This is a genomic window from Paraburkholderia atlantica, from assembly GCF_000092885.1.
GTDB lineage: Bacteria > Pseudomonadota > Gammaproteobacteria > Burkholderiales > Burkholderiaceae > Paraburkholderia > Paraburkholderia atlantica.
On record NC_014118.1, the window covers coordinates 2,545,807 to 2,570,653 of the forward strand.

The following is a 24,847-nucleotide window of genomic DNA, read 5'->3' on the forward strand; positions in this document are numbered from 1 at the left end:
TTTTCATGCTTCATACCCGATTCGTCATGCCTCGGTCCGCAAGCCGAGCAACCTGACGGCGTTCTCTTTCAGAACCAGCGGCTTCACTTCGGGCTTGATGTCGAGTGTGTCGAAGTCCTCCAGCCAGCGGTCCGGGCGGATCAGCGGGAAGTCGGACGCGAACAGCACCTTGTTGCGCAACAGCGTGTTCGCATACTTGACCAGCTCGGGCGAAAAGTACTTCGGCGACCAGCCCGACAGATCGATATACACGTTCGGCTTGTGCAGCGCGATCGACAGCGCCTGCTCCTGCCACGGCCAGGACGGATGCGCGATCACGATCTTCATGTCGGGAAAATCGACGGCGACATCGTCGAGGTAGATCGGCTCCGAATACTTGAGACGCAAGCCGCCGCCACCGCGCATACCCGAGCCCATGCCCGAGTGTCCACTGTGAAAAACCGCCGGCAGCCCGTACTCGGCGATTACTTCGTATAGCGGGTAAGCCATGCGGTCGTTGGCGAAAAAGCCCTGCATCGTAGGGTGAAACTTGAAGCCGCGCACGCCGTGATCCTCGATGAGCCGCCGCGCTTCGCGCGCGCCGAACTTGCCTTTATGCGGATCGATGCTGGCGAACGCAATCATGATGTCGGCGTTGTTCTGCGCGAACTCCGCGACCTCTTCGTTCGAAATGCGACGGCGCCCGATGTTCGCTTCACAGTCGACGGTAAACATCACGAAGCCGATCTTGCGCTCCCGATAGTGCTCGATCGTTTCGGGAATGGTCGGGCGGCGCCCTTGTTTGAGCACGGTGCCGAAGTATTTGTCGGCGGCTTCGTCGAATTCCTTTGCAAACAGGTCTGGCGGTTGGCAGCACGACACCTCGGCATGCACGTGGGTGTCGATGGCTTTCAGTTGATCGATGTCCAATGGCGTCTCCTATGTGTAATTGAAGCGGATGCGTCAGGCTGCGCGAAGATTGCGCACGCACGTCAACAGCAGGTCTTTCAGCGTCTGCGAACCGTGTTCATCGATTTCGCCGAGCATCGATTGCTCGATCCGGTCGGCGGCACCGTCGCACTGAGCCAGCAATGTTTCGCCGGCCTTCGTCAGCGACAGCAGCCCGACGCGACGGTTGAGGGGATCGGCCACACGCGTGACCCATCCATTCGCTTCCATCGATTTGACGACCGCGCTGGCCGCTTGCGGCGTGATCAACGAGCGCTGCGCGAGCTGCGCGTTCGACGAACGCGCTCGCGCCCGCAGCACCGACAGAGCCGTGTATTGCGGCAACGTCAGACCATGCGACGCAAGCGCTTCGGAAAGCTGCTGCGTGAGAATCTTGTCGAGCTGTCCGGTCAGGTAGCTGAGGCGCACCGGAGCGGCGGCATGCCGTCGATCGCGCAGGTTGCGCCGCGCCGGGGCGCCCGATGTCGTTGCAGACCCTGACGGCTTTCTCGTGATCGTCGGCATAGGCGGTTAGGGGTTTGTACCAAGACCTCTACATTGTACTTTACTTATCAGGTCGCCTGATATTAAATTGCACTCAGGCCGCGAGGGCGGCATTGATACGGAGATGCAGATGAGTTACGAAGGACGCTGGAAAACGGTCAAGGTCGCGGTGGAAGGCGGAATCGCCTGGGTCACGTTCAATCGTCCGGAAAAGCGCAACGCGATGAGCCCGACGCTGAACAAGGAAATGATCGACGTTCTCGAGACGCTCGAACTCGACGCCGAAGCCCAGGTTCTCGTGCTGACCGGCGAAGGCAGCGCGTGGACGGCCGGCATGGACCTGAAGGAATATTTCCGCGAAGTGGACGCGGGTCCGGACGTGCTGCAGGAGCGGATTCGCCGCGACGCGAGCCGCTGGCAATGGCAATTGCTGCGCATGTACTCGAAGCCGACCATCGCGATGGTCAACGGCTGGTGCTTCGGCGGCGGCTTCTCGCCGCTCGTCGCCTGCGATCTGGCAATCGCAGCGGACGAAGCCGTGTTCGGCCTGTCCGAAATCAACTGGGGCATTCCGCCGGGCAACCTGGTGAGCAAGGCGATGGCCGATACTGTCGGTCATCGCGAAGCGCTGTACTACATCATGACGGGCGACACCTTCACAGGTCCGCAAGCTGCGAAGATGGGTCTCGTGAACAAGAGCGTGCCGCTCGCGCAACTGCGCGACGAAACGATCGCTCTCGCGGCGAAACTGCTGAACAAGAACCCCGTCGTGCTGCGCAACGCGAAGCATGGCTTCAAGCGTTCACGCGAACTCACGTGGGAGCAGAACGAAGACTACCTGTACGCGAAGCTCGACCAGGCGAATCATCGTGATCCGGAAGGCGGCCGCGAACAGGGCTTGAAGCAGTTCCTCGACGACAAGAGCATCAAGCCGGGCTTGCAGACCTACAAGCGCTAAGCGGCGCACTTCAGCGGTACGACTGAGGAGACGAATACATGCATCAAACGAACCTGTTGATTGGCGGCGCGAAACGTGCCGCGTCGAACGGCAAGACCTTCGAGCGCGTCAATCCCGCGACGAACGCGGTGGCCACCCGCGCGGCGGCGGCTACTGTCGAAGATGCCGATGCGGCCGTCGCGGCCGCGGCGCGCGCGTTCCCGGCATGGGCGGCACTCACGCCTACCGAGCGGCGCAAACGCCTGCTCACCGCCGCGGATCGCATGGACGCGCGCACGGCTGAGTTCATCGCGATCGGCGCGGCCGAAACGGGGGCGATGGCGAACTGGTACGGCTTTAACGTGATGCTCGCGGCCAACATGCTGCGCGAAGCCGCGGCGATGACGACACAGATCGACGGCGCGGTGATTCCTTCGGACGTGCCTGGCAGCCTCGCGATGGCCGTGCGTCAGCCGTGCGGCGTCGTGCTCGGCATGGCGCCGTGGAACGCACCCGTGATTCTCGCGACGCGCGCACTTGCGATGCCGCTCGCGTGTGGCAATACGGTCGTGCTGAAGGCGTCGGAAGGTTGTCCCGGCGTGCATGCGCTGATCGGCGAAGTGCTGAACGACGCGGGTCTCGGCGACGGCGTCGTCAACGTGCTCACGCATGCGCCGGAAGATGCGCCCGCGATCGTCGAGCGTCTGGTTGCGAATCCCGCCGTGAAGCGCGTGAATTTCACCGGGTCGACGCGGGTCGGCCGCATCGTCGCCGAGCTTTCGGCGCGCCATCTGAAACCCGCGCTGCTCGAACTGGGCGGCAAGGCACCGGTGCTCGTGCTCGACGACGCGGACCTCGACGCTGCCGTCGAAGGTATCGCGTTCGGCGCGTTCTTCAATCAAGGGCAGATCTGCATGTCGACGGAACGCGTGATCGTCGATCGCAAGGTTGCCGATGCGTTCGTCGAGAAGCTCGTCGCGAAAGCGCGCACGCTGAAGGCTGGCGATCCGACCCAACCGGGCTCGATCCTCGGCACGCTGGAGAGCGAAGCCGCCGCGCGGCGCATTCGCGCGCTCGTCGAAGACGCCCGCGAAAAGGGTGCGAAGCTGCCCCTCGGTTGCGAGGTGAACGGCGCGATCATGCAGCCGGTGATCGTCGAGAACGTTACCCGCGAGATGAAGCTCTACGCCGACGAATCGTTCGGCCCGGTGGTGACGGTGCAGCGCGTGGACGGCGACGATGAGGCGCTGACAGTTGCCAACGATAGCGAGTACGGCTTGTCAGCCGCGGTGTTCAGCCGCGATATTGCGCGCGCGATGAACGTCGCGAAACGCATCGAGTCGGGCATCTGCCACATCAACGGCCCGACCGTGCACGACGAGGCGCAGATGCCGTTCGGCGGCGTGAAGGCGAGCGGTTATGGGCGCTTCGGCAGCAAGGCGTCGATTCCCGAGTTCACCGAGTTGCGCTGGATCACGGTGCAGACGAGCCCGCGTCATTATCCAATCTAGGCGTCGGCTCGCGGCCGCAATGCTTGCGGCCACCCCATCCTTGCATGAGACAGCGACGCCGTTTCCTTGAGAAACGGCACAAACAGGAGACAGGTTTTGGAATCGGAGCACAGCCACGCTAGCTCTCTGGCGACCGGATACCGGAGCGTCGCCATCGGAGCGCCTTCCTCGCGGATCGAGAAACGCGGCGACTGCTGGTACCTCGAGTCACTCGAACCTCTGGGCCCGTTTCCGGAGCGCTTTACCGACCGCTTGCTGAGCGGCGCACGCGCGCATCCCGACCGGCTGCTCGTTGCACGACGCGATGCCAACGGCGCGTGGCAGGGCATCACGTACGCGCAAATGCTGGAGCGCGCGCGTGCGATCGGGCAGGCGCTGCTCGATCGCGATCTCAGCGCGGACCGCCCGTTGGTGATCCTGTCGGGCAACAGCGTCGAACATATGCAGCTCGCACTCGGCGCGATGTGGGCGGGTATCGCTTATGCACCCGTGTCGCCGGCCTATTCGTTGATGTCGGGCGATTACGGAAAGCTGCGCCATGTCCTCGAACTGCTCAAACCGGGTCTGGTCTACGCGGACGATATCGGCGCATATACAACGGCGCTCGATGCCGCGCTGGGTAGCGACGTAGAACGTGTCAGCGCGGTGAGCGTGCCAAAAGCACCGGGGGTGACGCGCTTCGACGCATTGCTCGACACGGTCCCGCGCGACGTCGACGCGGCCAACGCGCGCGTGAATGGCGACACGATTGCGAAGTTCCTGTTCACGTCCGGCTCGACGAACCTGCCGAAAGCCGTGCCGACCACGCATCGAATGCTCGGCGCGAACCAGCAGATGCTGCTCGAAACCTTTCCGCAGTTCGGCATCGAGCCGCCGGTTCTCGTCGACTGGCTGCCGTGGAATCACACGTTCGGCGGCAGCCACAACGTCGGCATCGTGCTGTACAACGGCGGCACGCTCTATATCGACGACGGCAAACCCGTGGCCGGCAAGTTCGACGAGACGCTGCGCAATCTGCGTGAGATCGCGCCGACCATCTATTTCAACGTGCCGAAGGGTTGGGAAGAACTGACCATCGCGCTGGAAAAGGATGCGGTGCTGCGCGAGCGGTTTTTCTCGCGCGTGAAGATGTATTTCTTCGCGGGCGCCGGTTTGTCGCAGGCGGCGTGGGAGCGTCTGGAGCGCGTGACGCTCGAACATTGCGGAGAACGCATCCGCATCATGGCCGGACTCGGCATGACAGAGACCGCGCCGTCGTGTCTGTTCACGACGGGACCGATATCGTGTGCCGGCTATATCGGCTTGCCGCCGCCGGGATGCCAGGCCAAGATCGCGCCCGTCGATGGTAAATTCGAAGCGCGCTTTCGCGGCCCTCACGTGATGGGCGGCTACTGGCGCGCATCGCCGGCGCTACAAAGCAGCGTGTTCGACGACGAAGGCTACTACCGCACCGGTGACGCCGTGCGTTTCGTCGACCCGCAACGTCCCGAACTGGGCCTGATGTTCGATGGCCGCATCGCGGAAGACTTCAAGCTGGCCTCGGGAACCTTCGTCAGCGTTGGACCGATGCGCGCGCGCATCATCAGCGAAGGGGCGCCCTACGTTCAGGATGCCGTCATTACTGGGATGAATCGTGACGAAGTCGGCGTGATGATTTTTCCGCGGCTCGACGCGTGTCGCGCATTGGCGGGTTCGCCCGCGGATGCGAGCGCGGAGGACGTGCTCAACACGGCCGCCGTACGCGATTTCTTCAGCGAGCTCGTCGCGCGGCTGAATCGGAGTGCGACAGGCAGTGCGTCGTTCATCGCCCGCATGCACCTGCTGAGCGCGCCGCCGTCGCTGGACCTCGGCGAGATCACCGACAAAGGCTCGATCAATCAGCGCGCCGTGCTCCAGCACCGGGCCGCTCTCGTGGAAGCCATGCACGAAGCCGACGCAGCCGACGCAACAGTGATCCATGCGCGCAAAGGCAGCTAGTCCGGGGACAGTAAGAAATGACGTTGACTTATCAGGCGCCGCTGCGCGACATGCGCTTCGTGATGGACGAGTGGCTCGATGCCGCGTCGTGGTGGCGCTATGTGCCCGATTGGCAGGACCTCGACTCGCAGACGGCGCAGCAGGTGCTGGAGGAAGCGGCGCGCTTCGTCGAGGAGCGCATCGCGCCGCTGAATGCGAGCGCGGATCTCGAAGGATGTCGGTTCGAAGCGGGCAAGGTGACGACGCCCGGGGGCTTTCGCGAGTCCTACGCGGAGTTCGTCGAAGCGGGTTGGCCGACGCTGTCGCTCGACGCCGAGCATGGCGGACAGGGCTTGCCGCAGCTTCTCGACGTCGCACTCCAGGAAATGCTCGCGGGCGCCAATCATGCGTGGCTGATGTCCCCTGGGCTTACGCACGGCGCGACTGCCTGCTTGCAGACGCATGGCAGCGAACGCGTGAAGACGGAATTGCTGCCGAAAGTCGCGAGTGGGGAGTGGCTATCGACGATGTGTCTGACCGAGCCCCAGGCCGGCAGCGACGTCGGCCTGATCCGTTCGCGTGCAGCGCAAGCGCCGGGCACCGACGGGTATTTCATCGACGGTAGCAAGATCTTCATCAGCGGCGGCGCGCACGATTTGACGGAGAACATCGTTCATCTGGTGCTCGCCCGTTTGCCCGATGCGCCATCCGGTACGAAAGGGTTGTCGCTGTTCGTCGTGCCGGAATGGCTCGAAGACGGCGACGGTGGGCGCTCGCGCAATGCTGTCTATTGCGAAGGCATCGAAAAGAAAATGGGCCTGAAGGGCAGCCCGACTTGCACGATGCGCTTCGAACGCGCATTCGGTTGGCTCGTCGGCGAGCCGCATCGCGGCCTCGCTTGCCTGTTCGTGATGATGAACGCGGCGCGCCTGCAGGTCGCGATGCAGGGCCTCGGGCATGCGCACACCGCGTGGCAACGTGCGCATGCGTACGCGCAGGAACGCGCACAGATGCGCGCGGTGAGCGTCCCGCCCGGCGCGACCGTCCCAGCGGGGCAGGCTGCGCCGATCGCGTTTCATCCGGCCATGCGGCGGATTCTGATGGAGCTGCGGGCGATCGTCGAAGGCGAGCGCGCGATCGGTTACTGGACCGCGCATTGGCTCGACATCGCCGCGCATCATGCCGATGCCGCCGAACGGGAACAGGCGGCGCAGTTCGCATCGTTGCTGACGCCGGTTGCGAAGGCGTTTTTTACGGCCAATGGTTTCGACGCCGCATCGAAGGCGTTGCAGGTGTTCGGCGGCTACGGATACATCCACGAGTACGGCATCGAACAGACGTTGCGCGATAGCCGCGTGTCGATGTTGTACGAAGGCACCAACGAGATTCAGGCGATCGATCTGCTGGTGCGGAAGGTGCTGCCGGACGGGGCGGGGGCGCTCGATGCGCTGCTTCGTCATGTACGCGCGGAAGCGCGGTTGTGCCAGCAGTCCGATCCGCTGGTTTGTTCGGCGGGTGCGAAGCTCGAACAGCTCGCGGAGATAGTCGGGAACACGACGCGGTCGATCAAGGCACGCCACGCGCAAGACCCGGAGACGGCCTACCGCGTCGCGGACGACTATCTCGCGATGCTTGGCTGGATGCTGCTGGCGTTCGCGTGGGCGCGCACGCTGCGAATTGCGACGCCGCAATGCGAGGCGGACGCGTTCTATATGCAGAAGCGGGACACGGGCCGCTTCTTCTTCGACTATCCGCTCGCGGCCTTCGCTTATCGCCGCAGCCTCGTTGAAGCCGGTTGCGAGGCAGCGCTGCCGTACGTTTGAAAGCCAGCTCGACAATCCCGACGATTCGATTCGCCAGCCGATCCGACGAAGTTCGCCCAAGCCGATGACGCCATGCCATCATGTACCTGGCGCCGGCACACCTGTCGTGTCGCGGCTGCCACGAAAAGGAGAGTGCGATGACTGAAGCTGTCGGAAACGCGGCCAACGCGCGTGTCGCGTGGATTGCCGGGGTGGGCGCGAGCGCCGGGCTAGGGGCCGCGCTCGCGCGTCGCTTTGCTCGCGAAGGTCTGCGCGTCGCGGTGACGGGCCGCTCGCGCGATCGGCTCGATACGATCGTCGACGAAATCCGGCGCGCCGGAGGGCAAGCGGACGCGCTACCCGGCGACGTGACGAGCGAGAGCGAACTCGCCGCCATTGCGCGCCAGCTCGCCGGCCACGGCACGCTCGAAGTCGCGATATTCAACGCTGCCGGCGCAACCCGTGGACCGACGCTCGAACTGAGCGCCGAGCAGTTCGAGGCGGCATGGCGGGTCATCACGCTCGGTGGTTTTCTGTTCGCGCGAGCGTCGTTGCCAGCCTTGCTGGCAGCCGGGCGAGGCTCGCTGCTATTCACCGGCGCCACCGCGTCGCTGCGCGGGCGGCCGCCGTTTGCCGCATTCGCCGCGGCTAAAGCGGGCTTGCGCTCGCTCACGCAGAGCCTCGCTCGCGAGTTCGGGCCGCGCAATATTCACGTGGCGCACGTGGTGGTGGACGGCGGCATCGACGGCGAACGTCTGCGCACGTCGGCGCCGCAATACGTGGCCGAGCGCGGCCCGGACGGCCTGCTGAACCCCGACGACATCGCCGACGCATACTGGCACCTGCATCAGCAGGGACGCAGCGCGTGGTCGCAGGAAATCGATCTGCGGCCGTTCAACGAGTCGTTCTAGCGACGCCCGATCAATACCGCTCGGCCACGTATTTAAACGGATAGTCTGGTTCCTTATAGCCGTCCGGCTTTTGCCGTTTCGGCAGCGAGACCTTCTTGCGGGCAGGCTGCTTATACGGAATCCTCTGAAGCAGGTCGCTGATGATGTTCAGCCGCGCGCGCCGCTTGTCGTTCGAGTTCGCTATGTACCACGAGGCGAAGTCGGTGTCCGACGCCGCGAGCATCTCATCGCGGGCACGCGAGTAGTCATACCATCGGCTATAGGATTTCAGATCCATCTCGGTCAGTTTCCAGAGCTTGCGGCCGTCGTTGATGCGTGCTTCGAGCCGGCGGGTCTGTTCCTCGGGGCTCACCTCCAGCCAGTATTTGAGCAGGATGATCCCCGAATGAACGATCGCCCGCTCGACGAGCGGCACCGCCTTGAAGAAGCTCTGCACGTCATCCTCGGAGCAAAAGCCCATCACGCGCTCCACGCCCGCGCGGTTGTACCAGCTACGATCGAAAATGACGACCTCGCCCGCGGCCGGCAAATGCGGCACATAGCGCTGCATATACATCTGGCTTTTTTCGCGTTCGCTCGGCGCCGGAAGGGCGACCACGCGGAACACGCGCGGACTGACGCGCTCGGTCATCGCCTTGATCGTGCCGCCTTTGCCCGCGCCGTCACGTCCCTCGAAGACGATGCAGATCTTGGCTCCCGTTTGCACGACCCATTCCTGCAGCTTGACGAGCTCGACATGCAGATCGAACAGCGCCTTGCGATACTCCTTGTAGGGCAGCGACCTGTCTTGTTCGGGCTGCCCGTTTTCCGATTTCGTTTTGGCCATACTCTTCTCCCCAGCGCGGACTGTTCCAGGGTACTGCGCAATGATCCATTCCCAAGGTAGAGTGCGACGCGAAGCAGGGCCATACGACCTTGGTCCAATATCGCCGGTACAGGGTGCGCTGTATGCTTTGGGCGTTTGCTCGCGCGTGCCCGATCCGACTGTTCTCGCCGTACCTCGTCCACATGCCGGCAAAGCGCGCGGGATAGTTCGACGCCATCGCCACGGGAGGCCTCATGGATGCCACCGGTCACACGGAGCGGGAAAACGTCGGCGATAGGGAGCCGGTTCTCGATGTCGTCGATCGAGTGTGCGAGTTATGTTTCGGCCTCTTCATGGCGCTGACGTTCGTTGGCACCGTCTCGGCCGTCGGCGCGGGTGCGGACGCGGGGCACAAGATGTTCTATACCGCACTCGGCTGCAATCTTGCCTGGGGTCTCGCGGACGCGGTGATGTACCTCGTGCGTACGCTGGTGTCTCGCGGCAGACGTATGACGGTCGCGCATTCCGTGCGAAGCGAGCCGGATGCGGCTGCGGGCGTTCGGGCGCTTCGCGACGCGATGGCGTCATGGCTCAAACCGTTGATCGGCGACACGGAGCTAGAGTCCATCCGCAGGCGTGTTGCCGCGCGTCCGGACTTGCCGCAGCGCGCAGTATTCGTGCGCGACGATTTGATCGCCGCCGCGTCTATCTTCGTGCTCGTAGTTGCCGCGACGTTCCCCGTCGCGCTGCCCTTCGTGCTGTTCGCGCATGTCCCGACGGCGCTGCTCGTCTCGCGCGTATTGACCATAGTGATGCTGTTCGGCAGCGGCGTGGCGCTCGGCCATTACGCGGGATTTCGCGGCTGGCACGCCGGCCTTGCGATGGCGGTGGTCGGCGTGCTGCTGACCATGGCGATCATCGCACTCGGCGGATGATCGATGTCCTCTGGCTTCGCGTTTCGCTCAGCATCGACACTGCGTTACCTGTAAGACCAAGGTCCGATTTCGCAGTGGTTTCAGCGTGACATCATGTATCTGCAAGCGTTGTAGTCGTCGCTCCGGTTGTCGAAGAGTCGACGCTTCCAATGCTCGCTACGTGCGGCCGGAAGATCGACGCGCGGCGGTGGCATTGATGGTTCCTTGGGCGGCTATGCCGCTTCACGGCAGAGAAAAAAGATCGAGGCTTCCAGACATCGCGACTGGCGACTCGGATCGTAACCAGAACGGAGTCGAAAGTGAACAGACGGAACTTTGTGCACACGCTCGCGCTGACATCAATGGCCGCGAGTCTGGCTTTGGCGGGTTGCACGACGACCGGAGGCAGTGGCGAGAGTGCCACGACCGACGCCGCCAAACGGCAGGAGATCGACGCGGCCGTGAACGGAGCGCTGTCGAAACTGTTCGATACGGTGCAAGGCTCGCGTGAGCTCGTATCGAAGGCGCAGGGCGTGCTGGTGTTTCCTTCGGTGAAGAAGGCGGCGTTCATCGTTGGTGGCGAGTACGGTGAAGGCGCATTGCGCGTCGGGGGGGCGACGGTCGGCTATTTCAGTACCGCCGCGGCTTCGTTCGGACTGCAGGCCGGCGCGCAGTCGACCGCGGTGTTCTTCCTGTTCATGACGCAGGCTTCGCTCGACAAATTCCGCAACTCGAAGGGCTGGTCGGCGGGTGCCGATGCGTCGGTCTCACTGCTGAAGGTCGGAGCTAACGGCGCGATCGATACCTCGTCGGCGACCGCCGAGGTCGTGGCGATGGTCTTGACCAATGCGGGCTTGATGGCCGACGTGTCGGTGGCGGGCACCAAGGTTACGCGCCTGAATTTGTAACAGGACGCGGCAAGCAGCGACATTCGATCGATCGATCATTGCGCTGTCACACGGCGGCGCGTCGCATGCATGGCGACGCGCCGAGCATGGTTTTTGGCGGACTCATCTCACCTCACCTGGCCTTCCTATCATCCCTCCCGTTGCTCCCACGAAACGCTGCTAGCCAGATGCGCTCGCGACTCGTCGCGACGCTGCCTTTGATTTGCACTGACCGTCCTGTTTATTCAATACCGGTAGAAAAGACCAAGCGGAAACGCGCGTTCCCGCCGCCGCGCTGCGTTTAGTCATCCGTCTGGCATAGTTTTATTTTTAATCGAGGAATGCAAATGATTCGCACTGGAATGGCGTGCTATAAATCGTTGACTTCCGTCAAAAAACATATAGCGGAAAGTTAATGAAATTGGAGAATTAGCGTTGCGAATACCCGCTGTCTATGTGATTCGCAATGCATGAAAGCTTCACGGTTGAAGTTGCCATTTGAAGGCGCTATCGGGCCGGGCGTGGTTGCGACTCATACTGACATCTTTCGGCTTTGCTAACTTTTTGGGCCTGTGCGAATGGACAGTATGAACACCGCGCCGCGCGCCGATAATTAACTGCCTAACAAACTCATACGCCATTTGCCGGTTGATGGCGGACAATGCAGAAAACCGTTGAGTATTTTCCCGAGTAAGCGGCATAAATTACGCTTTCCTGTCGGTAATTGATTCTGGATGGCCTATACTGACTTCCAGCACCAGACGTGCGAAGTACCGCTTGTGAAGTCGATTATGTGGTTCGAAGCCCAACGATAAAGACGTCGCAGTTGTACGGAATCCGTTCGCACTGGACCCGGAGGTGCCAATGATTAGTCTGATCGTGCATGGCAGACACCTGGCGATCGGGGTAGCGGGAATTCTCACGGCGCTGCACGCGCAATCGCGCCACATCGGTCAGAGCAGCCCGTCACAGATCGACAATGCGCGCAACGACGGTCCTCCGCTAGCCTGGCACCACCATTCCAGACAGTCTTCACCCAGGCATCATCGGTCTCAGCGCGCTCGTGGTATCCCCGGCGGGTCGAGCGGGCAGAGCACCCGCGATGCCCACGAGCCGCCGTACGGGTTGCCGGCGTGGCGGCGCTATGTCGCCGCTTGCGCGTCATGGCTGCGAGGCAAAGGCGATAGCGGCACGCGGCGCATGCTCGACGCGAGAGTGCCGCTGGGCGAGACGCTCGAAATGTTGCCGGTCCCGATCGTCACGATCGATCAGCGGGATCAGATCATCTTCGCGAACGCGCGGGCGGCGCAACTGTTCGGCTACACGAAAGAAGAGCTGATCGGCGCGCCGAGCGCCAAGCTATTTCCGATCGATGGCATCAACGCCGATCGTGCGGGCCCAGGCAACCGCGGCGCGAAGATGCAACTCCACGATGTCACGACCACGCAGAGTCTGATCGCGCGGCGGCGCGACGGCGGCGGCTTTCACGCGGAGGCGGAAACCACCCGCTGCCGCGTGCACGATCAGGAATTGCGGATCACCGCGATATCGGATTGCAGCGCGTGCGGCGAAGTCGATGGAAATACGAGGGATCTCGCGCATCTCGCGCGCGTTTCTTCATTGGGCGAACTTGCCGGTTCGCTGGCGCACGAGTTGAAACAGCCGCTTACCGCAATCCTCTTCAACGCGCAGGCCGCCCGCAAATTCCTGGATTCGGAGACCACCAACGTCGTGGAACTGCGCGAGGCGCTCGAAGACATCGTGGCCGACAATTGCCGCGCGAACGACGTGCTGCAGAAGATCCGCGCCTTGGTGCGCAAGGGCGATGTCGAGTTGCAGTTGCTGGACGTCGGCAACGTCGTGCGCGACGTCGCGATGCTCGTGCACAGCGATGCGTTGACGCGCGGCGTGCACACGAGCTTCGACATCCCGGAGAATCTGGCGCTGATTTGCGGCGACAAGGTTCAGCTTCAGCAGGTGATCCTGAACCTGCTGCTGAATGCTTTCGACGCGGTCAAGGCTTGCCCTGCCGCGGACCGCCTCGTCGAAACGACGGTGCGCGAGGACGCGGACGGACTGATACGGATAACGGTAAAAGATCGCGGCCAGGGCCTCGACGTCGACAGCATGGAAAGGATTTTCCGGCCATTTTTCACCACCAAACCGCAGGGGCTCGGGCTGGGTCTTTCGATCAGCCGCACGATCGTCACGGCACACCGCGGCCGGCTGTGGGCGGAAAACAACGAGGGGAAAGGGGCATCGTTTCATGTCGCGCTTCCCGTCGCGACCGATATCCGACAGAGACTCGTGCCCTGATCATCATGAACCAGACCAACACTCGCGTCTTCATCGTCGATGACGACGGCAGCGTGCGCAGCGCGCTCGCGCGCTTGCTGCGCGCCTCAGGCTACCAGGTCGAATGCTTCGACAGTCCGGAGGCCTTTCTCGAACGAGCCGATTTGACGAGCATGCCGGCCTGCCTCGTTCTCGATCTGCAGATGCCGGGCATGACGGGACTCGAAGTGCAGCGCAAGCTCGATCAGCTGCTGCCGATCGTGTTTCTGACCGGTCACGGCGACATCGGCTCGAGCGTCGACGCGATGAAAGGCGGAGCGGTCGACTTCCTGCCCAAGCCGGTGCGCGACTCGCTGTTGCTCGCCGCGGTGGAGCGCGCGCTCGCGCGCGCATGTGTGGAAAGCAGGCGGCGCCACGAACGCGAGGAAATAGAAGAGCGCATGCGGCATCTGACCCGCCGCGAGCGCGAAGTGATGGAGCTCGTCGTGACCGGCCGTCTGAACAAGCAGGTTGCGAGCGATCTGGGCGCGGCCGAAAAAACGATCAAGATTCATCGGGCCCGCGTGATGGAGAAGATGAAGGCCCGATCGATCGTCGAACTCGTTCATCTGGTGCGCAAGGGCGGCCTTTGTACGGCCGACGAAGAATAATCGCCCGACCCCGGGCGCCGGCTCCCGCGTTGCGCCGCCACTTTCAGCGGCGCTGGCCGACACCGCTAGTGGACCAAAGTCTTATATCTCATCGGGGTTTCAACCAGTACGCTAAGGCATCAGAGGTCCCCTTTCCGGAGCGGCCGCGCGTTCGCGCTGTCATATGGTCAACCCTAACCAATTCGTTGCGGTGGTGGACGATGACGAGTCGGTGTGCCGAGCTATCAAGCGTTTGCTGCATTCCGAAGGTATCAGGGCGGAGACGTTTTGCAGCGGTGACGAGTTCTTGAATGCGCTTGCGGCAATTCCGTCGTATCGGCCTGCCTGCGTGATTCTGGACGTCCAGATGCCGGGAACCAACGGTCTGGAAGTCCAGCGTCAGCTCGCGCAAATGGGCGTGCCGGTCATCATGATTACCGCCTATGAAGATATCTCCGTCCGCCAGGCCGCGCTCGCGGCCGGCGCGGCCGCGTATCTGCGCAAGCCTTTCACCAGCGCGATTCTGTTCAAGGCGGTCGAGGTGGCCATCGGCGGTCCGCCGCCGACACCCTGAACGCGCGCGTCTTCGCGCCGGATGATATGAGACCAAGGTCCGATTGTCGTCGTTTCTTCGGACCACCAAACTGAACTCAGTCAACGCGTCGAACCGAACGCCGGCTGCGCCGCACCGAACTCGAGACCGCACAGGCTACGGCGTGTGCGTGCCCTTGCGCGTGCGAGGCGCCGCGCTGAGCGTGGCAGCGTTCAAGGATAAAAGCGGGAGCGCAAGTGATGAAATCAATTTCGGTTTGTCTCGCGATTCTGCTCGGTACCGCTGCGATGCAGGTGGGGGCGGCGGACTTCGACGGCAGCAAGCGGCTGATGTGCGCGACGATCGACGCGCACGCCTGCGATCCGGGCATCGCCTGCACGCGCGCGTTGCCCGCGGATCTCGGTCTGCCGAAATTCCTGACTATCGACTTCGACAAACGCGCGATCGTCGGTCCCGCACGCACGACGCCGATGCTCTCGGTCACCAAGGACGCGGATCAGGTGGTGATGCTTGGCAATGAGATGGGCTTTGGCTGGACGCTGGTCGTCGATTCGACGGACGGCGAGATGACGCTGACGATCGCGAACAGAAACGATGCCTTCGTGCTGTTCGGTAATTGCACGCCTTTGTAATCAGGCGGAGTGCACGATGAAAACCGTACCCGTGTGTTTGGCCTCGCCGCGGCCGGATTCTCGCGGCGCTCTCCGGTTGCTCGCCGTCGTCGCGGCGCTGACGCTGCTCACACCGCTCGCGTCGTGCAAGAAGGAGGTCCCGCCGCAGGTCGCCGCCGTGCCTGAAGTGACCGTGATGACGGTCGCTCAGCAGGACACGCCGGTCGATTTCGAATTCACCGCGCAAACCCAGAGTTCGCGCGAAGTCGAGATCCGCTCACGGGTGGACGGCTTCCTCGATAAGCGCATGTATACCGAAGGCGTGCTGGTCAAGACCGGACAAACGCTGTTCCAGATGGACCCGAAGCCGTTCGAGGCCGCGCTGCATACCGCGAAAGGGCAACTGGCCCAGCAGCAGGCGCGTCTCGAAGTCGCCAAGGCCAATCTCGCGCGCGTGGAGCCTTTGGCGGCGCAGAACGCATTGAGCAAGAAGGATCTCGACGACGCGATCGGCAACGAGAAGCAAAGCGCCGCCGCGGTGTTCGCCGCGCAGGGCGAAGTCGATACCGCGATGCTGAACCTCGGCTACACGACGATCAAGTCGCCGCTGAACGGGCTGTCGAGCTTTGCGCGTCAGCAGGATGGCAGCTACGTGACGGCAACCGGCAACAGCAGCTTGCTGACCTACGTGTACCAGCTCGACCCGATGTGGGTGAACTTCAGCATCTCCGAGAACGAAATGCTGAAGTACCGCGACGAAATCGCGGCCGGACGACTGCGCTTTCCCCCGAACAACGATTTCTCCGTGCATCTGATTCTCGCCGACGGCACACCCTATGCCCAGCAGGGCCAGATCGACTTCGCGAACCCGGCGTTCAACACGGAAACGGGAACCTTCCTCGTGCGCGCGACCTTCGCCAACCCGAAAAACACGCTGCGTCCGGGGCAGTTCGTGAAGGCCCGCGTCGGCGGTGCGATCCGGCCCAACGCGACGCTGGTGCCGCAGCGCGCGGTGCTGCAGGGCGCGAAGAGTCACTTCGTATGGGTCGTGGGTAACGATGGCAAGGCGCATCAACGAGTCGTCGAAGTCGGCGAGTGGCAGGGCGACAACTGGTTCGTGTCCGATGGACTGAAGGCGGGCGAGCGCATCGTCGTGGATGGCGCGCTGCGCGTCACCGCGGATTCGCAGCTGAAGATCGTCAAGGAGCTGCCAGCGGTCAAGGACTCGGCGGCCGTGGCGACGGCTGCATCGCAAAGCGGCGCGGCAGCGGCGCCCGCTGCCGAGTGACGGGGCGCCCACATGAATATTTCGCGCTACTGCATCGACCGGCCGATTTTCGCGTCAGTCATCTCGATCGTCATCACGCTCGGCGGCGCCATTGCGATGTTCGCGCTGCCGGTCGCGCAATACCCGGACGTCACGCCGCCGCAGATCACCGTGTCCGCGACTTACCCGGGCGCGAGCGCCGAGGTTGTCGCGAACAACGTCGCCGCGCCGATCGAGCAGCAGGTCAATGGCGCGGACAACATGATCTACATGAACTCGTCCAGTTCGTCGACCGGCGCCTTTACGCTCAACGTGTACTTCAACATCGGCACCAATCCCGAACTGGCCCAGGTCGACGTGCAGAACCGCGTGAATCTCGCGCTGCCGCAACTGCCGAGCTCGGTGCAGTCGCAAGGCGTTCAGGTCCAGAAGAAGTCGTCCGCGTTCATGATGGTGATCGCGGTCTATTCGCCCACCGACCGCTACGACGCGACCTATATCGCGAACTTCACGAACATCTACGTCCTCGACGCGATCAAGCGGATTCCCGGCGCGAACCAGTCGTCCATATTCGGTAATCCAGACTACGCGATGCGAATATGGTTGAAGCCAGACCGAATGGCGCAACTGGGCGTGACGGCCGCCGACGTGCAAAAGGTCGTCTCGAACCAGAACCAGCAGTTCGCGGTCGGCAGCATCGGACAGTCGCCAACGGGCTCGGCGGTGCAGCAGTCGTTCGCGGTCACGACCACGGGGCGGCTCGCCGAGCCGTCGCAGTTCGACAACATCATCGTGCGCGCGGCGAGCGGCGGCGCGGCGATCGTGCGCTTGAAGGACATCGGCCGCGCCGAGCTGGGCCAGAAGGACTACTCGATTCGCAGCCGCTTCCAGGGCAAGCCGGCCACCGTGTTGGCCGTGTATCAGCAGCCGGGCGCCAATGCGCTCGAAGTGTCGAAGCAGGTGCGCAAAACGCTCGCGGAGCTGAAGAAGTCGTTTCCGGAAGGCATGACCTACGAGATCGCGATGGACACGACCGAGTTTACGCGGGCGTCGATCTCGGACGTGATCCACACGTTCTTCGAAGCGCTGGTACTCGTCGTGATCGTCGTGTTCGTGTTCCTGCAAAGCCTGCGTGCCACGCTGATCCCGATCGTCGCGGTGCCGGTGTCGATCGTCGGCACCTGTATGTTCATGCTGCTGGTGGGCTTTTCGATCAACATGCTGACCTTGTTCGGCATGGTGCTCGCGATCGGTATCGTCGTCGACGATGCGATCGTGGTGATTGAAAACGTCGAGCGCAACATGACGGTGCACAAGCTGTCGCCGAAAGAAGCCGCGAAAATGGCAATGGACGAAGTCGCCGGACCGGTCGTGGCGATCGTGCTGGTGCTGTGCGCGGTGTTCGTGCCGGTTGCGTTTCTGGGTGGCATCACCGGGCAGTTGTACAAGCAGTTCGCGATCACGATCGCGATTTCGGTGGTGCTGTCCGGCATCGTTGCGCTGACCTTGTCGCCGGCGCTCGCCGCGTTGCTGCTGAAGAGCACCCACCACGAGAAAAAGGGCTTTTTCCGCTGGTTCGACAATCAGTTCGCCCGCATGACGGCGGGCTATACGCGCGCGGTCAAAGTTGTCATCAAGCGCTGCATCATGGGGCTCGTGTTCTTCGTGGCGTTGATCGCGCTCTCGGTGCTGATGGTGCGCTCGATTCCGTCCGCGTTCCTGCCGCCCGAGGACCAGGGCTATCTGCTCGGCGCGGTCATCATGCCGGACGCCGCGAGCCTCGACCGCACCGGCCAGGTATCGCAACGCGTCACCGACTACTTCAAGGAGCGGGAGGGGGTCGGCAGCATCACCACGATCGATGGGTTTAGCCTGCTCGACAGTCAGAACAAGAATAATGCCGGCACATTCTTCGTCGGCCTGAAGGGCTTCGACGAGCGCTATACGCGGGCCAACATCAGGACGCAGAATGCGCGCGCGCTTCTGCTCGACGCGTATAAATACTTCTCGAACGTGCAGGAGGGCATCGTTCTGCCGGTCAATCCGCCGTCGATTCCGGGGCTCGGCACGACGGGCGGCACGGAGGTATGGATCCAGAGCAAGGGTGACGGGAACATCTCACAGCTCGCGGGCGTGGTCGACCAGTTTTTGCAGAGAGCGCGGGCGCGTAAAGAACTGACTCGCGTGACGTCCACATTCAATGCGTCGTCGCAGCAACTGATGGTCAACGTCGATCGCGACAAGTCGGAGACGCTCGGCGTGCCGGTCGAAGACGTCTATAGCGCGATGCAGACGATGTTCGGCTCGCTATACGTGTCGCAGTTCAACCGCGCGGCCCGGCTGTGGCAGGTGATCCTGCAGGCGGAGCCGTCATATCGGCTGAAGCCGACCGATCTCGATCAGATCTTCGTGCGCAGCACCAACGGCACGATGGTGCCGATCAAGGCATTGGCGACCTATCGCTATGTGACGGGCCCGGACCTCGTCACCCGGTTCAATAACTTCCCGGCCGTCAAGATCACGGCGAATGCCGCACCGGGCTTCAGTTCCGGGCAGGTGATCTCCACGCTCGAAGAACTCGCCGCGCAAATGCCGGACGGCTACGACATCGCGTGGAGCGGTGAAGCGTTCGAGGAACGGCAGTCGGGCGGCACCTCCGGGCTCGTGTTCGTGTTCGGTATGGTGATGGTGTTCCTCATCCTCGCCGCGCAGTACGAGAAGTGGACGCTGCCGTTCGGCGTATTGATGGCGGTGCCGTTCGCGCTGTTCGGCGCGCTGCTCGCGATCATGCTGCGCGGCCTGTCCAACGACGTCTACTTCCAGATCGGCTTGACGATGCTGGTCGCGCTCGCCGCGAAGAACGCGATCCTGATCTTCGAATTCGCGGTGCTCAATCGCGAGACCGGCGCATCAGTATTCGATGCGACGATGACCGCGGCGGAAGAACGGTTGCGCCCGATCGTGATGACCTCGCTCGCGTTCATTCTCGGCTGCGTGCCGCTCGCGATCGCGACGGGCGCGTCGGCCAACAGCCGCCATTCGATCGGCACCGGCGTGATCGGCGGGATGCTCGGCGCGACGGCGATCGCGGTGTTCTTCATCCCGATGTTCTATTACTTGCTCGAATCGATGTCGTCGCGCTCGAAGGGAGGCAAAAAGTCGAAGCCGGACGCGCAGCACAGTGGCGGCGCGGGACGGGAGCCCTCGGCGGTGGCAGGGCCCGGTGCGTCGAGCGAGGCGCCGTCCGCGCCGCACCAGGGTGAATGACATGCGCGGCACGGCACCGAAGCGTTTGCTCGCATCCGTTATGCTGCTCGCGCTGAGCGGATGCCTGCTAGGCCCCAACTACCAGCGCCCGGCGGTCGACGTGCCGGCCACCTATCGTTTCGCCCAGGGCGAGGCCGCGGGCATCGCCAACGCCGCGTGGTGGGAGCAGTTTCAGGACCCGGTGCTCAATCAGCTGATCGCCACCGCGCTGCAGGACAACCGCGACGTGAAGGTCGCGGCCGCGCGGGTCGACGAGTTTCGCGGGATGTTCGTCACCACGCGTTCCGGGCTGTTCCCGCAAGTATCGGCAGGCGCCGACGCGTCGCGCCAACGCGTGTCGCAGGTCGAAGCCGTGACGGTGCCGAAGGGCGTGAGCCCCGTCTACAACCAGTTCGACGCGACCCTCGCGGTGTCCTGGGAACTCGATCTGTTCGGCAAGGTGCGCCGCGAAACCGAGGCGGCGCGCGCGAATCTGCTCGCCAGCGAAGAGGGCCGCCGTGCCACGATTCTGACGCTGGTCAGCTCGGTCGCTTCGGCCTATATCAATCTGCGTAGTCTGGACCGGCAGCTCGAGATCGCGAAGGAGACCGTGCAAAGCCGGGCGGAATCGGTGCGCGTGTTCGAGGCGCGTTTCCGCTACGGCGAGGTCTCGCAGATGGAACTCGCGCAAAGCCAGTCGGAGTATCAAGCCGCGCAGGTGACGGTTCCGCAGCTCGAAGCACAGATCGGCCAGCAGGAAGACGCGTTGTCGGTGTTGATCGGCAGGAATCCCGGCGCGATTCTGCGCGGCCGTGAGCTGTCGCAGATGGGCACGCCGCCGATTCCCGAGGGGCTGCCGTCCGAATTGCTCGAACGCCGTCCCGATCTGCTGGAGGCAGAGCAGACGCTGGTCGCGCAAAACGCGCTGATCGGCGCGGCGCGCGCGTTGTACTTCCCGTCGATTTCGCTGACCGGGCTGTTCGGTTCGGTCAGCGCGCAGTTCTCGAATCTGTTCACCGGACCGGCGCGCGTGTGGTCGTTTGCGGGCAGCGTCACGCAGCCGATCTTCACGGCGGGCAACATCACCGGCCAGGTGCATCAGGCCGAAGCGCGCCAGCAGGAAGCGCTGTACTCGTATGAAAAGGCGATCCAGGTGGCGTTCCAGGAGGTCGAGGACTCGCTGATCTCCGTGCAGAAGACACATCAGGCACTCGATGCGCAAAACCTCCAGGTCGAAGCGCTGGTCACGTATGCGCGCCTCGCGAGGCAGCGTTACGAAGGCGGCTATACGAGCTATATCGAAGTGCTCGATGCGGAGCGCAGTCTGTTCAACGCGCAACTGAGCTATGCGCAGACCCAGGGCGCGGTGCTGACCTCGTACGTCACGCTCTACAAGGCGACGGGCGGCGGCTGGGTCGCCGAGGCGGAAAAAATGACGATGCCGCCGGCCGCGCCGCAAGCGTCGCCGGCGATGGCGCCGGTCTCGCAGAACTTGACCGCGCCGGGTGGAACGCCGGGTGCAGTGGAGGCGAGATGACGGGCGACGAGCTGATCGCGTGCGCAGAGTGCGACCTGCTTCAGCTCGGCGCGCCGCCCGCGGCCGGCAATGCGTTGCGCTGCCAGCGTTGCCGCGCGGAGCTCAGGCGCGGACGCTCGAACGGGCCCGAGTATGCGCTCGCGTTCTCGTGTGCGTCGGCGGTGCTGCTCGTGATCTCGAACGCGTTTCCGATCGTCGGTCTATCGCTGAACGGCAATGTCGTGCAGACGACGCTCGCGGGTTCGGTGCGCATGCTGTACACGCACGGCGCGTGGCCGCTCGCGCTGCTGGTCGGACTCACGACGATCGTCACGCCGGTGCTGCAAACCGTCGCGATGCTGTGGCTGCTGCTGCCGCTGCATTTCGGGCGCGCGCCGTGGCGTCCGGTCGAGTTCTTTCGCCTGTTTCAGCTCGCGCGGCCGTGGGGCATGACCGAGGTGCTGATCCTCGGTTTGCTGGTCGCGCTGGTCAAGCTCGCGCATATCGCGAAGGTGGTGCCGGGCACCGCGCTGTGGTCGTTCATCGCGCTGATGCTGCTGCTCGCGGCCGCGGCGGCGACGTTCGATCCGCGCGAGGTGTGGGCGCGCATCACGGCGGCGCGTGGCGCGCAAGCATGGCAGTTGCCGCCGATCCGCGTGCGCCGCAACGCCATCACGGCGTCGGCCTATGGGCTCGTGCTGTGCGAAGAGTGCGGGCTGCTGCTCGAGCAGCCCGGCGGCGCCGGCAGGCATGTCTGTCCACGCTGCAAGGCGCCGTTGCACCAGCGCAAGCCGGCGAGCCTGTCGCGCACGTGGGCGTATCTGCTGGCCGCGATGGTGCTCTACATTCCGGCCAACGTGCTGCCCGTGATGGACACGAGTTCGCTGTTCGGCACGCAAAAAGACACGATCCTGAGCGGCGTGGTCTATCTGTGGGTATCGGGCTCGTGGCCGCTCGCGGTGCTCGTGTTCATCGCGAGCATTGCCGTGCCGATGCTGAAGATTCTCGGCATCGGTTATCTCGCGTTGTCGACGCAGCTTCGCTGGCAATGGCTGCCTGGGCAGCGCACGCGGATCTATCGGCTGATCGAGCTGATCGGGCGCTGGTCGATGCTCGACATCTATGTGATCACGATGCTGGTCGCGCTGGTGCAGTTCCAGGCGCTGGCGACGATCAAGGCCGGACCGGCGGCGATCGCGTTCGGCGCGGTCGTGGTGCTGACCTTGCTCGCCGCGATGGCGTTCGATCCGCGCCTGATGTGGGACGCAATGGAGACCGAACGTGTCCACTCCGACTGAAGAGCCCGAGCTGCCCGCCGCGGAGCCGGTGCCGCGCTCGCGCTGGCGGATGCAACTGGTCTGGCTGGTGCCGATCGTGGCGATCCTGATCGGCGGTTGGCTCGCGGTGAAGGCGGTGATGGAGCGCGGCGAGCAGATCAGCATCAGCTTCAAGACCGGCGACGGTCTCGAAGCGGGCAAGACGAAGCTCAAGTTCAAGGACGTCGATATCGGCGTGGTCGAGGCGGTCTCGCTGACGCGGGACCACAAGCGCGTGGTGGCCAAGGCCGAGGTGACGCGCGATGTGTCGGATCTGCTGGTCGACAACACGCGCTTCTGGGTCGTGCGTCCGCGCATTTCGGGCGGCACGGTGTCGGGGCTCGGCACGCTGCTGTCGGGCTCGTATATCGACGTCGACGTCGGCAATTCGCCGAAAGCGCGCCGCGATTTCGTTGGCCTCGAGGAGCCGCCCGCGATCGCGAGCGACGTGCCGGGGCACGAGTACACGTTGCACGGAGTTGGACTCGGCTCGCTCGACGTGGGCACGCCGGTCTTTTTCCGCAGAATCCAGGTGGGCCAGGTCTCGTCGTTCCACCTGGACCCGGACGGCCGTGGCGTCACGGTGAAGGTGTTCGTCAACGCGCCGTACGACCGGTTCGTGAGAACCGACACGCGCTTCTGGCACGCGAGCGGTGTCGACATGTCGTTCGACAGCAACGGTTTGCGCCTCGAAACGCAGTCGATCGTGTCGATCATCATTGGCGGCATCGCGTTCGAATCGCCGCCAGGATCACAGGTAGAGACGAGCGCCGATAGCGGCACCCGGTTCGAGCTGTACCCCAGGCGCGCCGACGCGATGGAGCAGCACGATCGCATCGTCGACAAGTACGTGGTGAATTTCACAGATTCGGTACGCGGTCTGACCGTCGGCGCGCCCGTTGATTTCCGCGGCGTCGTGATCGGCGAAGTGACGGCGATCTACACGCGCTTTGATTCGAAGACGCGCCATTTCAGCATTCCGGTCGAGATCAATCTCTATCCGGAGCGGTTCACTTCGCGCTATCAGAACGACGGCGACGGCGGACGGCTTGCCGCGGACCCGCGCGCGCTTGCGAACTTCCTCGTCGAGCGCGGCTTGCGCTTCCAGTTGAGAAGCGGCAATCCGCTGACGGGCCAGCTCTACCTCGCGGTGGATTTTTTCCCCGACGCGCCGAAGGCGTCGATCGACTGGACCAAGACGCCGCCCGAAATGCCCGCGACTCCGCGCACGCTGCAATCGCTGCAGGACTCGGTCACGCGATTGCTGACCAAGGTCAACAACATCCCGTTCGAGGATATCGGCAAAGACGCGCGCTCGACGCTGCGCACCACCAACGCGATGCTCGGGCAACTGCACACGCAGGTCGTGCCGAAAGCGTTCGACACGCTGCTGTCGGCGCAATCCACGCTCAATTCCGCGAACGCCGCGCTGCAGCCGGACTCGTCGCTGCAGCAATCGACGGAGGACGCGATGCGTGAACTGACCCGCACCGCGGCGTCGCTGCGCACCTTGGCCGACTATCTGGCGCAGCATCCGGAATCGCTCGTGCGCGGCAAGTCGGAGGACAAGAAGCCATGACAGATGCGATGGCCCGCTTTTCAGCCCGCTTTTCGGGCCGCCTCACGGCCTGCCTGATGCTCGCGCTCGCCGGCGCTCTGCTCGGCGCCTGCAAGTCGCCGGCGACGAACTTCTACACGTTGAGCCCTGACGAGTCGTTGAGCGGCACCGGCGCGAGCCGGCCGATCGCGGCCGTGATCGGTCCGGTCACGATTCCCGAGATCGTGGACCGGCCGCAGATCGTCACGCGGATCGGCAACAACGAGGTCGAGGTCAACGAATTCGACCGCTGGGCGCAGCCGCTCGGTGGCGACATCGGCCGGGTGATCGCGGCCGACCTCGGCGCACTGCTGAACTCGCAGCAGATTTCGGTGTTCGATGCGGTACGCGATCCGTCCGTCGTCTGGCGCGTGCGGATCGACGTGATGCGCTTCGAGTCCGTTCCGGGGCGCGACGTTACCGTCGACGTGCTGTGGGCCGTGCGTCCGCCCGGCAAGATCCGCGCCGTCACCGGCCGCTCGGTCGCGCGCGAGAGCGTGTCCGGTCCCGGCTTCGAGCCGATCATCGCCGCGCATGATCGCGCGCTCGCCTCCGTGAGCCGCGATATCGCCGCCGCGGTGCAGGCGAACCCGTCTCAGTGACGCGTCGAATTGCGCCACGTCAACACGCACGGCGCCCGACACCGTGTGCCGCGGCGGGTCG

General features: G+C 63.8%; 20 protein-coding genes. 17 read left to right on the forward strand and 3 right to left on the reverse strand.

What is annotated here, in order from left to right:
- Window positions 1-24: 24 nt before the first annotated feature.
- Together BC1002_RS27360 and BC1002_RS27365 are read right to left on the reverse strand one after the other, a co-directional pair.
- Complete coding sequence (locus tag BC1002_RS27360; protein ID WP_013093237.1) at window positions 25-909, reverse strand: 4-hydroxyphenyl-beta-ketoacyl-CoA hydrolase; 885 nt, start codon at window positions 907-909, stop codon at window positions 25-27.
- 33 nt (window positions 910-942) lie between these two features.
- Window positions 943-1,356, reverse strand: coding sequence for a MarR family winged helix-turn-helix transcriptional regulator (locus BC1002_RS27365; RefSeq protein WP_238537976.1), 414 nt, complete (start codon window positions 1,354-1,356; stop codon window positions 943-945).
- A 205-nt stretch (window positions 1,357-1,561) separates the two neighbouring features.
- On the opposite strand from BC1002_RS27365, the gene BC1002_RS27370 reads away from it, so the two are divergent.
- The 5 genes from BC1002_RS27370 to BC1002_RS27390 all read left to right on the forward strand — a co-directional run bounded on the left by BC1002_RS27370 (window position 1,562) and on the right by BC1002_RS27390 (window position 8,548).
- Entirely contained in the window at window positions 1,562-2,389 is an 828-nt protein-coding gene (locus BC1002_RS27370) for a p-hydroxycinnamoyl CoA hydratase/lyase (protein WP_013093239.1), read from the forward strand.
- A gap of 38 nt (window positions 2,390-2,427) precedes the next feature.
- Window positions 2,428-3,879, forward strand: coding sequence for an aldehyde dehydrogenase (locus tag BC1002_RS27375; protein WP_013093240.1), 1,452 nt, complete (start codon window positions 2,428-2,430; stop codon window positions 3,877-3,879).
- A 96-nt stretch (window positions 3,880-3,975) separates the two neighbouring features.
- A complete protein-coding gene (locus BC1002_RS27380) occupies window positions 3,976-5,856 on the forward strand; it encodes a feruloyl-CoA synthase (RefSeq protein ID WP_013093241.1) in 1,881 nt (626 codons plus the stop codon).
- A gap of 17 nt (window positions 5,857-5,873) precedes the next feature.
- Window positions 5,874-7,658, forward strand: coding sequence for an acyl-CoA dehydrogenase family protein (locus BC1002_RS27385; protein WP_013093242.1), 1,785 nt, complete (start codon window positions 5,874-5,876; stop codon window positions 7,656-7,658).
- Between the two features lie 137 nt (window positions 7,659-7,795).
- Window positions 7,796-8,548, forward strand: coding sequence for an SDR family NAD(P)-dependent oxidoreductase (locus BC1002_RS27390; RefSeq protein WP_013093243.1), 753 nt, complete (start codon window positions 7,796-7,798; stop codon window positions 8,546-8,548).
- Between the two features lie 10 nt (window positions 8,549-8,558).
- Here BC1002_RS27390 and ppk2 read toward each other — a convergent pair whose 3' ends face one another.
- On the reverse strand, window positions 8,559-9,374 hold the full coding sequence (gene ppk2, locus BC1002_RS27395) for a polyphosphate kinase 2 (protein WP_013093244.1): 816 nt from the start codon (window positions 9,372-9,374) through the stop codon (window positions 8,559-8,561).
- Window positions 9,375-9,607: 233 nt separating this feature from the next.
- On the opposite strand from ppk2, the gene BC1002_RS27400 reads away from it, so the two are divergent.
- The 12 genes from BC1002_RS27400 (at window position 9,608) to BC1002_RS27455 (ending at window position 24,786) form a co-directional block, all read left to right on the forward strand.
- Window positions 9,608-10,288 carry a VIT1/CCC1 transporter family protein gene (locus BC1002_RS27400; protein ID WP_013093245.1) on the forward strand — a complete coding sequence of 227 codons (681 nt, stop codon included), beginning with the start codon at window positions 9,608-9,610 and terminating at the stop codon, window positions 10,286-10,288.
- 299 nt (window positions 10,289-10,587) lie between these two features.
- Window positions 10,588-11,175, forward strand: a complete 588-nt coding sequence (locus tag BC1002_RS27405; protein ID WP_013093246.1) for a BPSL1445 family SYLF domain-containing lipoprotein — start codon at window positions 10,588-10,590, stop codon at window positions 11,173-11,175.
- An 843-nt stretch (window positions 11,176-12,018) separates the two neighbouring features.
- Window positions 12,019-13,470, forward strand: coding sequence for a PAS domain-containing sensor histidine kinase (locus tag BC1002_RS27410; protein WP_013093247.1), 1,452 nt, complete (start codon window positions 12,019-12,021; stop codon window positions 13,468-13,470).
- A gap of 5 nt (window positions 13,471-13,475) precedes the next feature.
- Complete coding sequence (locus BC1002_RS27415) at window positions 13,476-14,099, forward strand: response regulator transcription factor (protein ID WP_013093248.1); 624 nt, start codon at window positions 13,476-13,478, stop codon at window positions 14,097-14,099.
- Window positions 14,100-14,262: 163 nt separating this feature from the next.
- The gene (locus BC1002_RS27420) at window positions 14,263-14,652 is read left to right on the forward strand and encodes a response regulator transcription factor (RefSeq protein ID WP_013093249.1); all 390 of its coding nucleotides are present in this window, start codon (window positions 14,263-14,265) and stop codon (window positions 14,650-14,652) included.
- A 218-nt stretch (window positions 14,653-14,870) separates the two neighbouring features.
- Complete coding sequence (locus BC1002_RS27425; RefSeq protein ID WP_013093250.1) at window positions 14,871-15,263, forward strand: hypothetical protein; 393 nt, start codon at window positions 14,871-14,873, stop codon at window positions 15,261-15,263.
- 16 nt (window positions 15,264-15,279) lie between these two features.
- On the forward strand, window positions 15,280-16,530 hold the full coding sequence (locus BC1002_RS27430) for an efflux RND transporter periplasmic adaptor subunit (RefSeq protein WP_013093251.1): 1,251 nt from the start codon (window positions 15,280-15,282) through the stop codon (window positions 16,528-16,530).
- 12 nt (window positions 16,531-16,542) lie between these two features.
- The gene (locus BC1002_RS27435; RefSeq protein WP_013093252.1) at window positions 16,543-19,776 is read left to right on the forward strand and encodes an efflux RND transporter permease subunit; all 3,234 of its coding nucleotides are present in this window, start codon (window positions 16,543-16,545) and stop codon (window positions 19,774-19,776) included.
- A 1-nt stretch (window position 19,777) separates the two neighbouring features.
- Window positions 19,778-21,292 (forward strand): efflux transporter outer membrane subunit, encoded by a 1,515-nt coding sequence (locus BC1002_RS27440; RefSeq protein WP_013093253.1) that lies wholly within the window; start codon window positions 19,778-19,780, stop codon window positions 21,290-21,292.
- Window positions 21,289-22,569: a paraquat-inducible protein A gene (locus BC1002_RS27445; RefSeq protein ID WP_013093254.1), complete on the forward strand. Its 1,281-nt coding sequence runs from the start codon at window positions 21,289-21,291 to the stop codon at window positions 22,567-22,569. Before BC1002_RS27440 ends, BC1002_RS27445 begins: the two co-directional genes overlap by 4 nt.
- A complete protein-coding gene (locus tag BC1002_RS27450; RefSeq protein ID WP_013093255.1) occupies window positions 22,553-24,166 on the forward strand; it encodes a PqiB family protein in 1,614 nt (537 codons plus the stop codon). Before BC1002_RS27445 ends, BC1002_RS27450 begins: the two co-directional genes overlap by 17 nt.
- Window positions 24,163-24,786 carry a PqiC family protein gene (locus tag BC1002_RS27455; protein ID WP_013093256.1) on the forward strand — a complete coding sequence of 208 codons (624 nt, stop codon included), beginning with the start codon at window positions 24,163-24,165 and terminating at the stop codon, window positions 24,784-24,786. The genes BC1002_RS27450 and BC1002_RS27455 overlap by 4 nt, the downstream gene beginning before the upstream one ends.
- Window positions 24,787-24,847: the final 61 nt, after the last annotated feature.

Coding starts and splice junctions, on each gene's coding strand:
- BC1002_RS27375 (WP_013093240.1), top strand. CDS start 2,428: ATGCATCAAACGAACCTGTTGATTGGCGGCGCGAAACGTGCCGCGTCG.
- BC1002_RS27385 (WP_013093242.1), top strand. CDS start 5,874: ATGACGTTGACTTATCAGGCGCCGCTGCGCGACATGCGCTTCGTGATG.
- BC1002_RS27390 (WP_013093243.1), top strand. CDS start 7,796: ATGACTGAAGCTGTCGGAAACGCGGCCAACGCGCGTGTCGCGTGGATT.
- BC1002_RS27400 (WP_013093245.1), top strand. CDS start 9,608: ATGGATGCCACCGGTCACACGGAGCGGGAAAACGTCGGCGATAGGGAG.
- BC1002_RS27455 (WP_013093256.1), top strand. CDS start 24,163: ATGACAGATGCGATGGCCCGCTTTTCAGCCCGCTTTTCGGGCCGCCTC.
- BC1002_RS27430 (WP_013093251.1), top strand. CDS start 15,280: ATGAAAACCGTACCCGTGTGTTTGGCCTCGCCGCGGCCGGATTCTCGC.
- BC1002_RS27420 (WP_013093249.1), top strand. CDS start 14,263: ATGGTCAACCCTAACCAATTCGTTGCGGTGGTGGACGATGACGAGTCG.
- BC1002_RS27425 (WP_013093250.1), top strand. CDS start 14,871: ATGAAATCAATTTCGGTTTGTCTCGCGATTCTGCTCGGTACCGCTGCG.
- BC1002_RS27445 (WP_013093254.1), top strand. CDS start 21,289: ATGACGGGCGACGAGCTGATCGCGTGCGCAGAGTGCGACCTGCTTCAG.
- BC1002_RS27440 (WP_013093253.1), top strand. CDS start 19,778: ATGCGCGGCACGGCACCGAAGCGTTTGCTCGCATCCGTTATGCTGCTC.
- BC1002_RS27410 (WP_013093247.1), top strand. CDS start 12,019: ATGATTAGTCTGATCGTGCATGGCAGACACCTGGCGATCGGGGTAGCG.
- BC1002_RS27435 (WP_013093252.1), top strand. CDS start 16,543: ATGAATATTTCGCGCTACTGCATCGACCGGCCGATTTTCGCGTCAGTC.
- BC1002_RS27370 (WP_013093239.1), top strand. CDS start 1,562: ATGAGTTACGAAGGACGCTGGAAAACGGTCAAGGTCGCGGTGGAAGGC.
- ppk2 (WP_013093244.1), bottom strand. CDS start 9,374: ATGGCCAAAACGAAATCGGAAAACGGGCAGCCCGAACAAGACAGGTCG.
- BC1002_RS27415 (WP_013093248.1), top strand. CDS start 13,476: ATGAACCAGACCAACACTCGCGTCTTCATCGTCGATGACGACGGCAGC.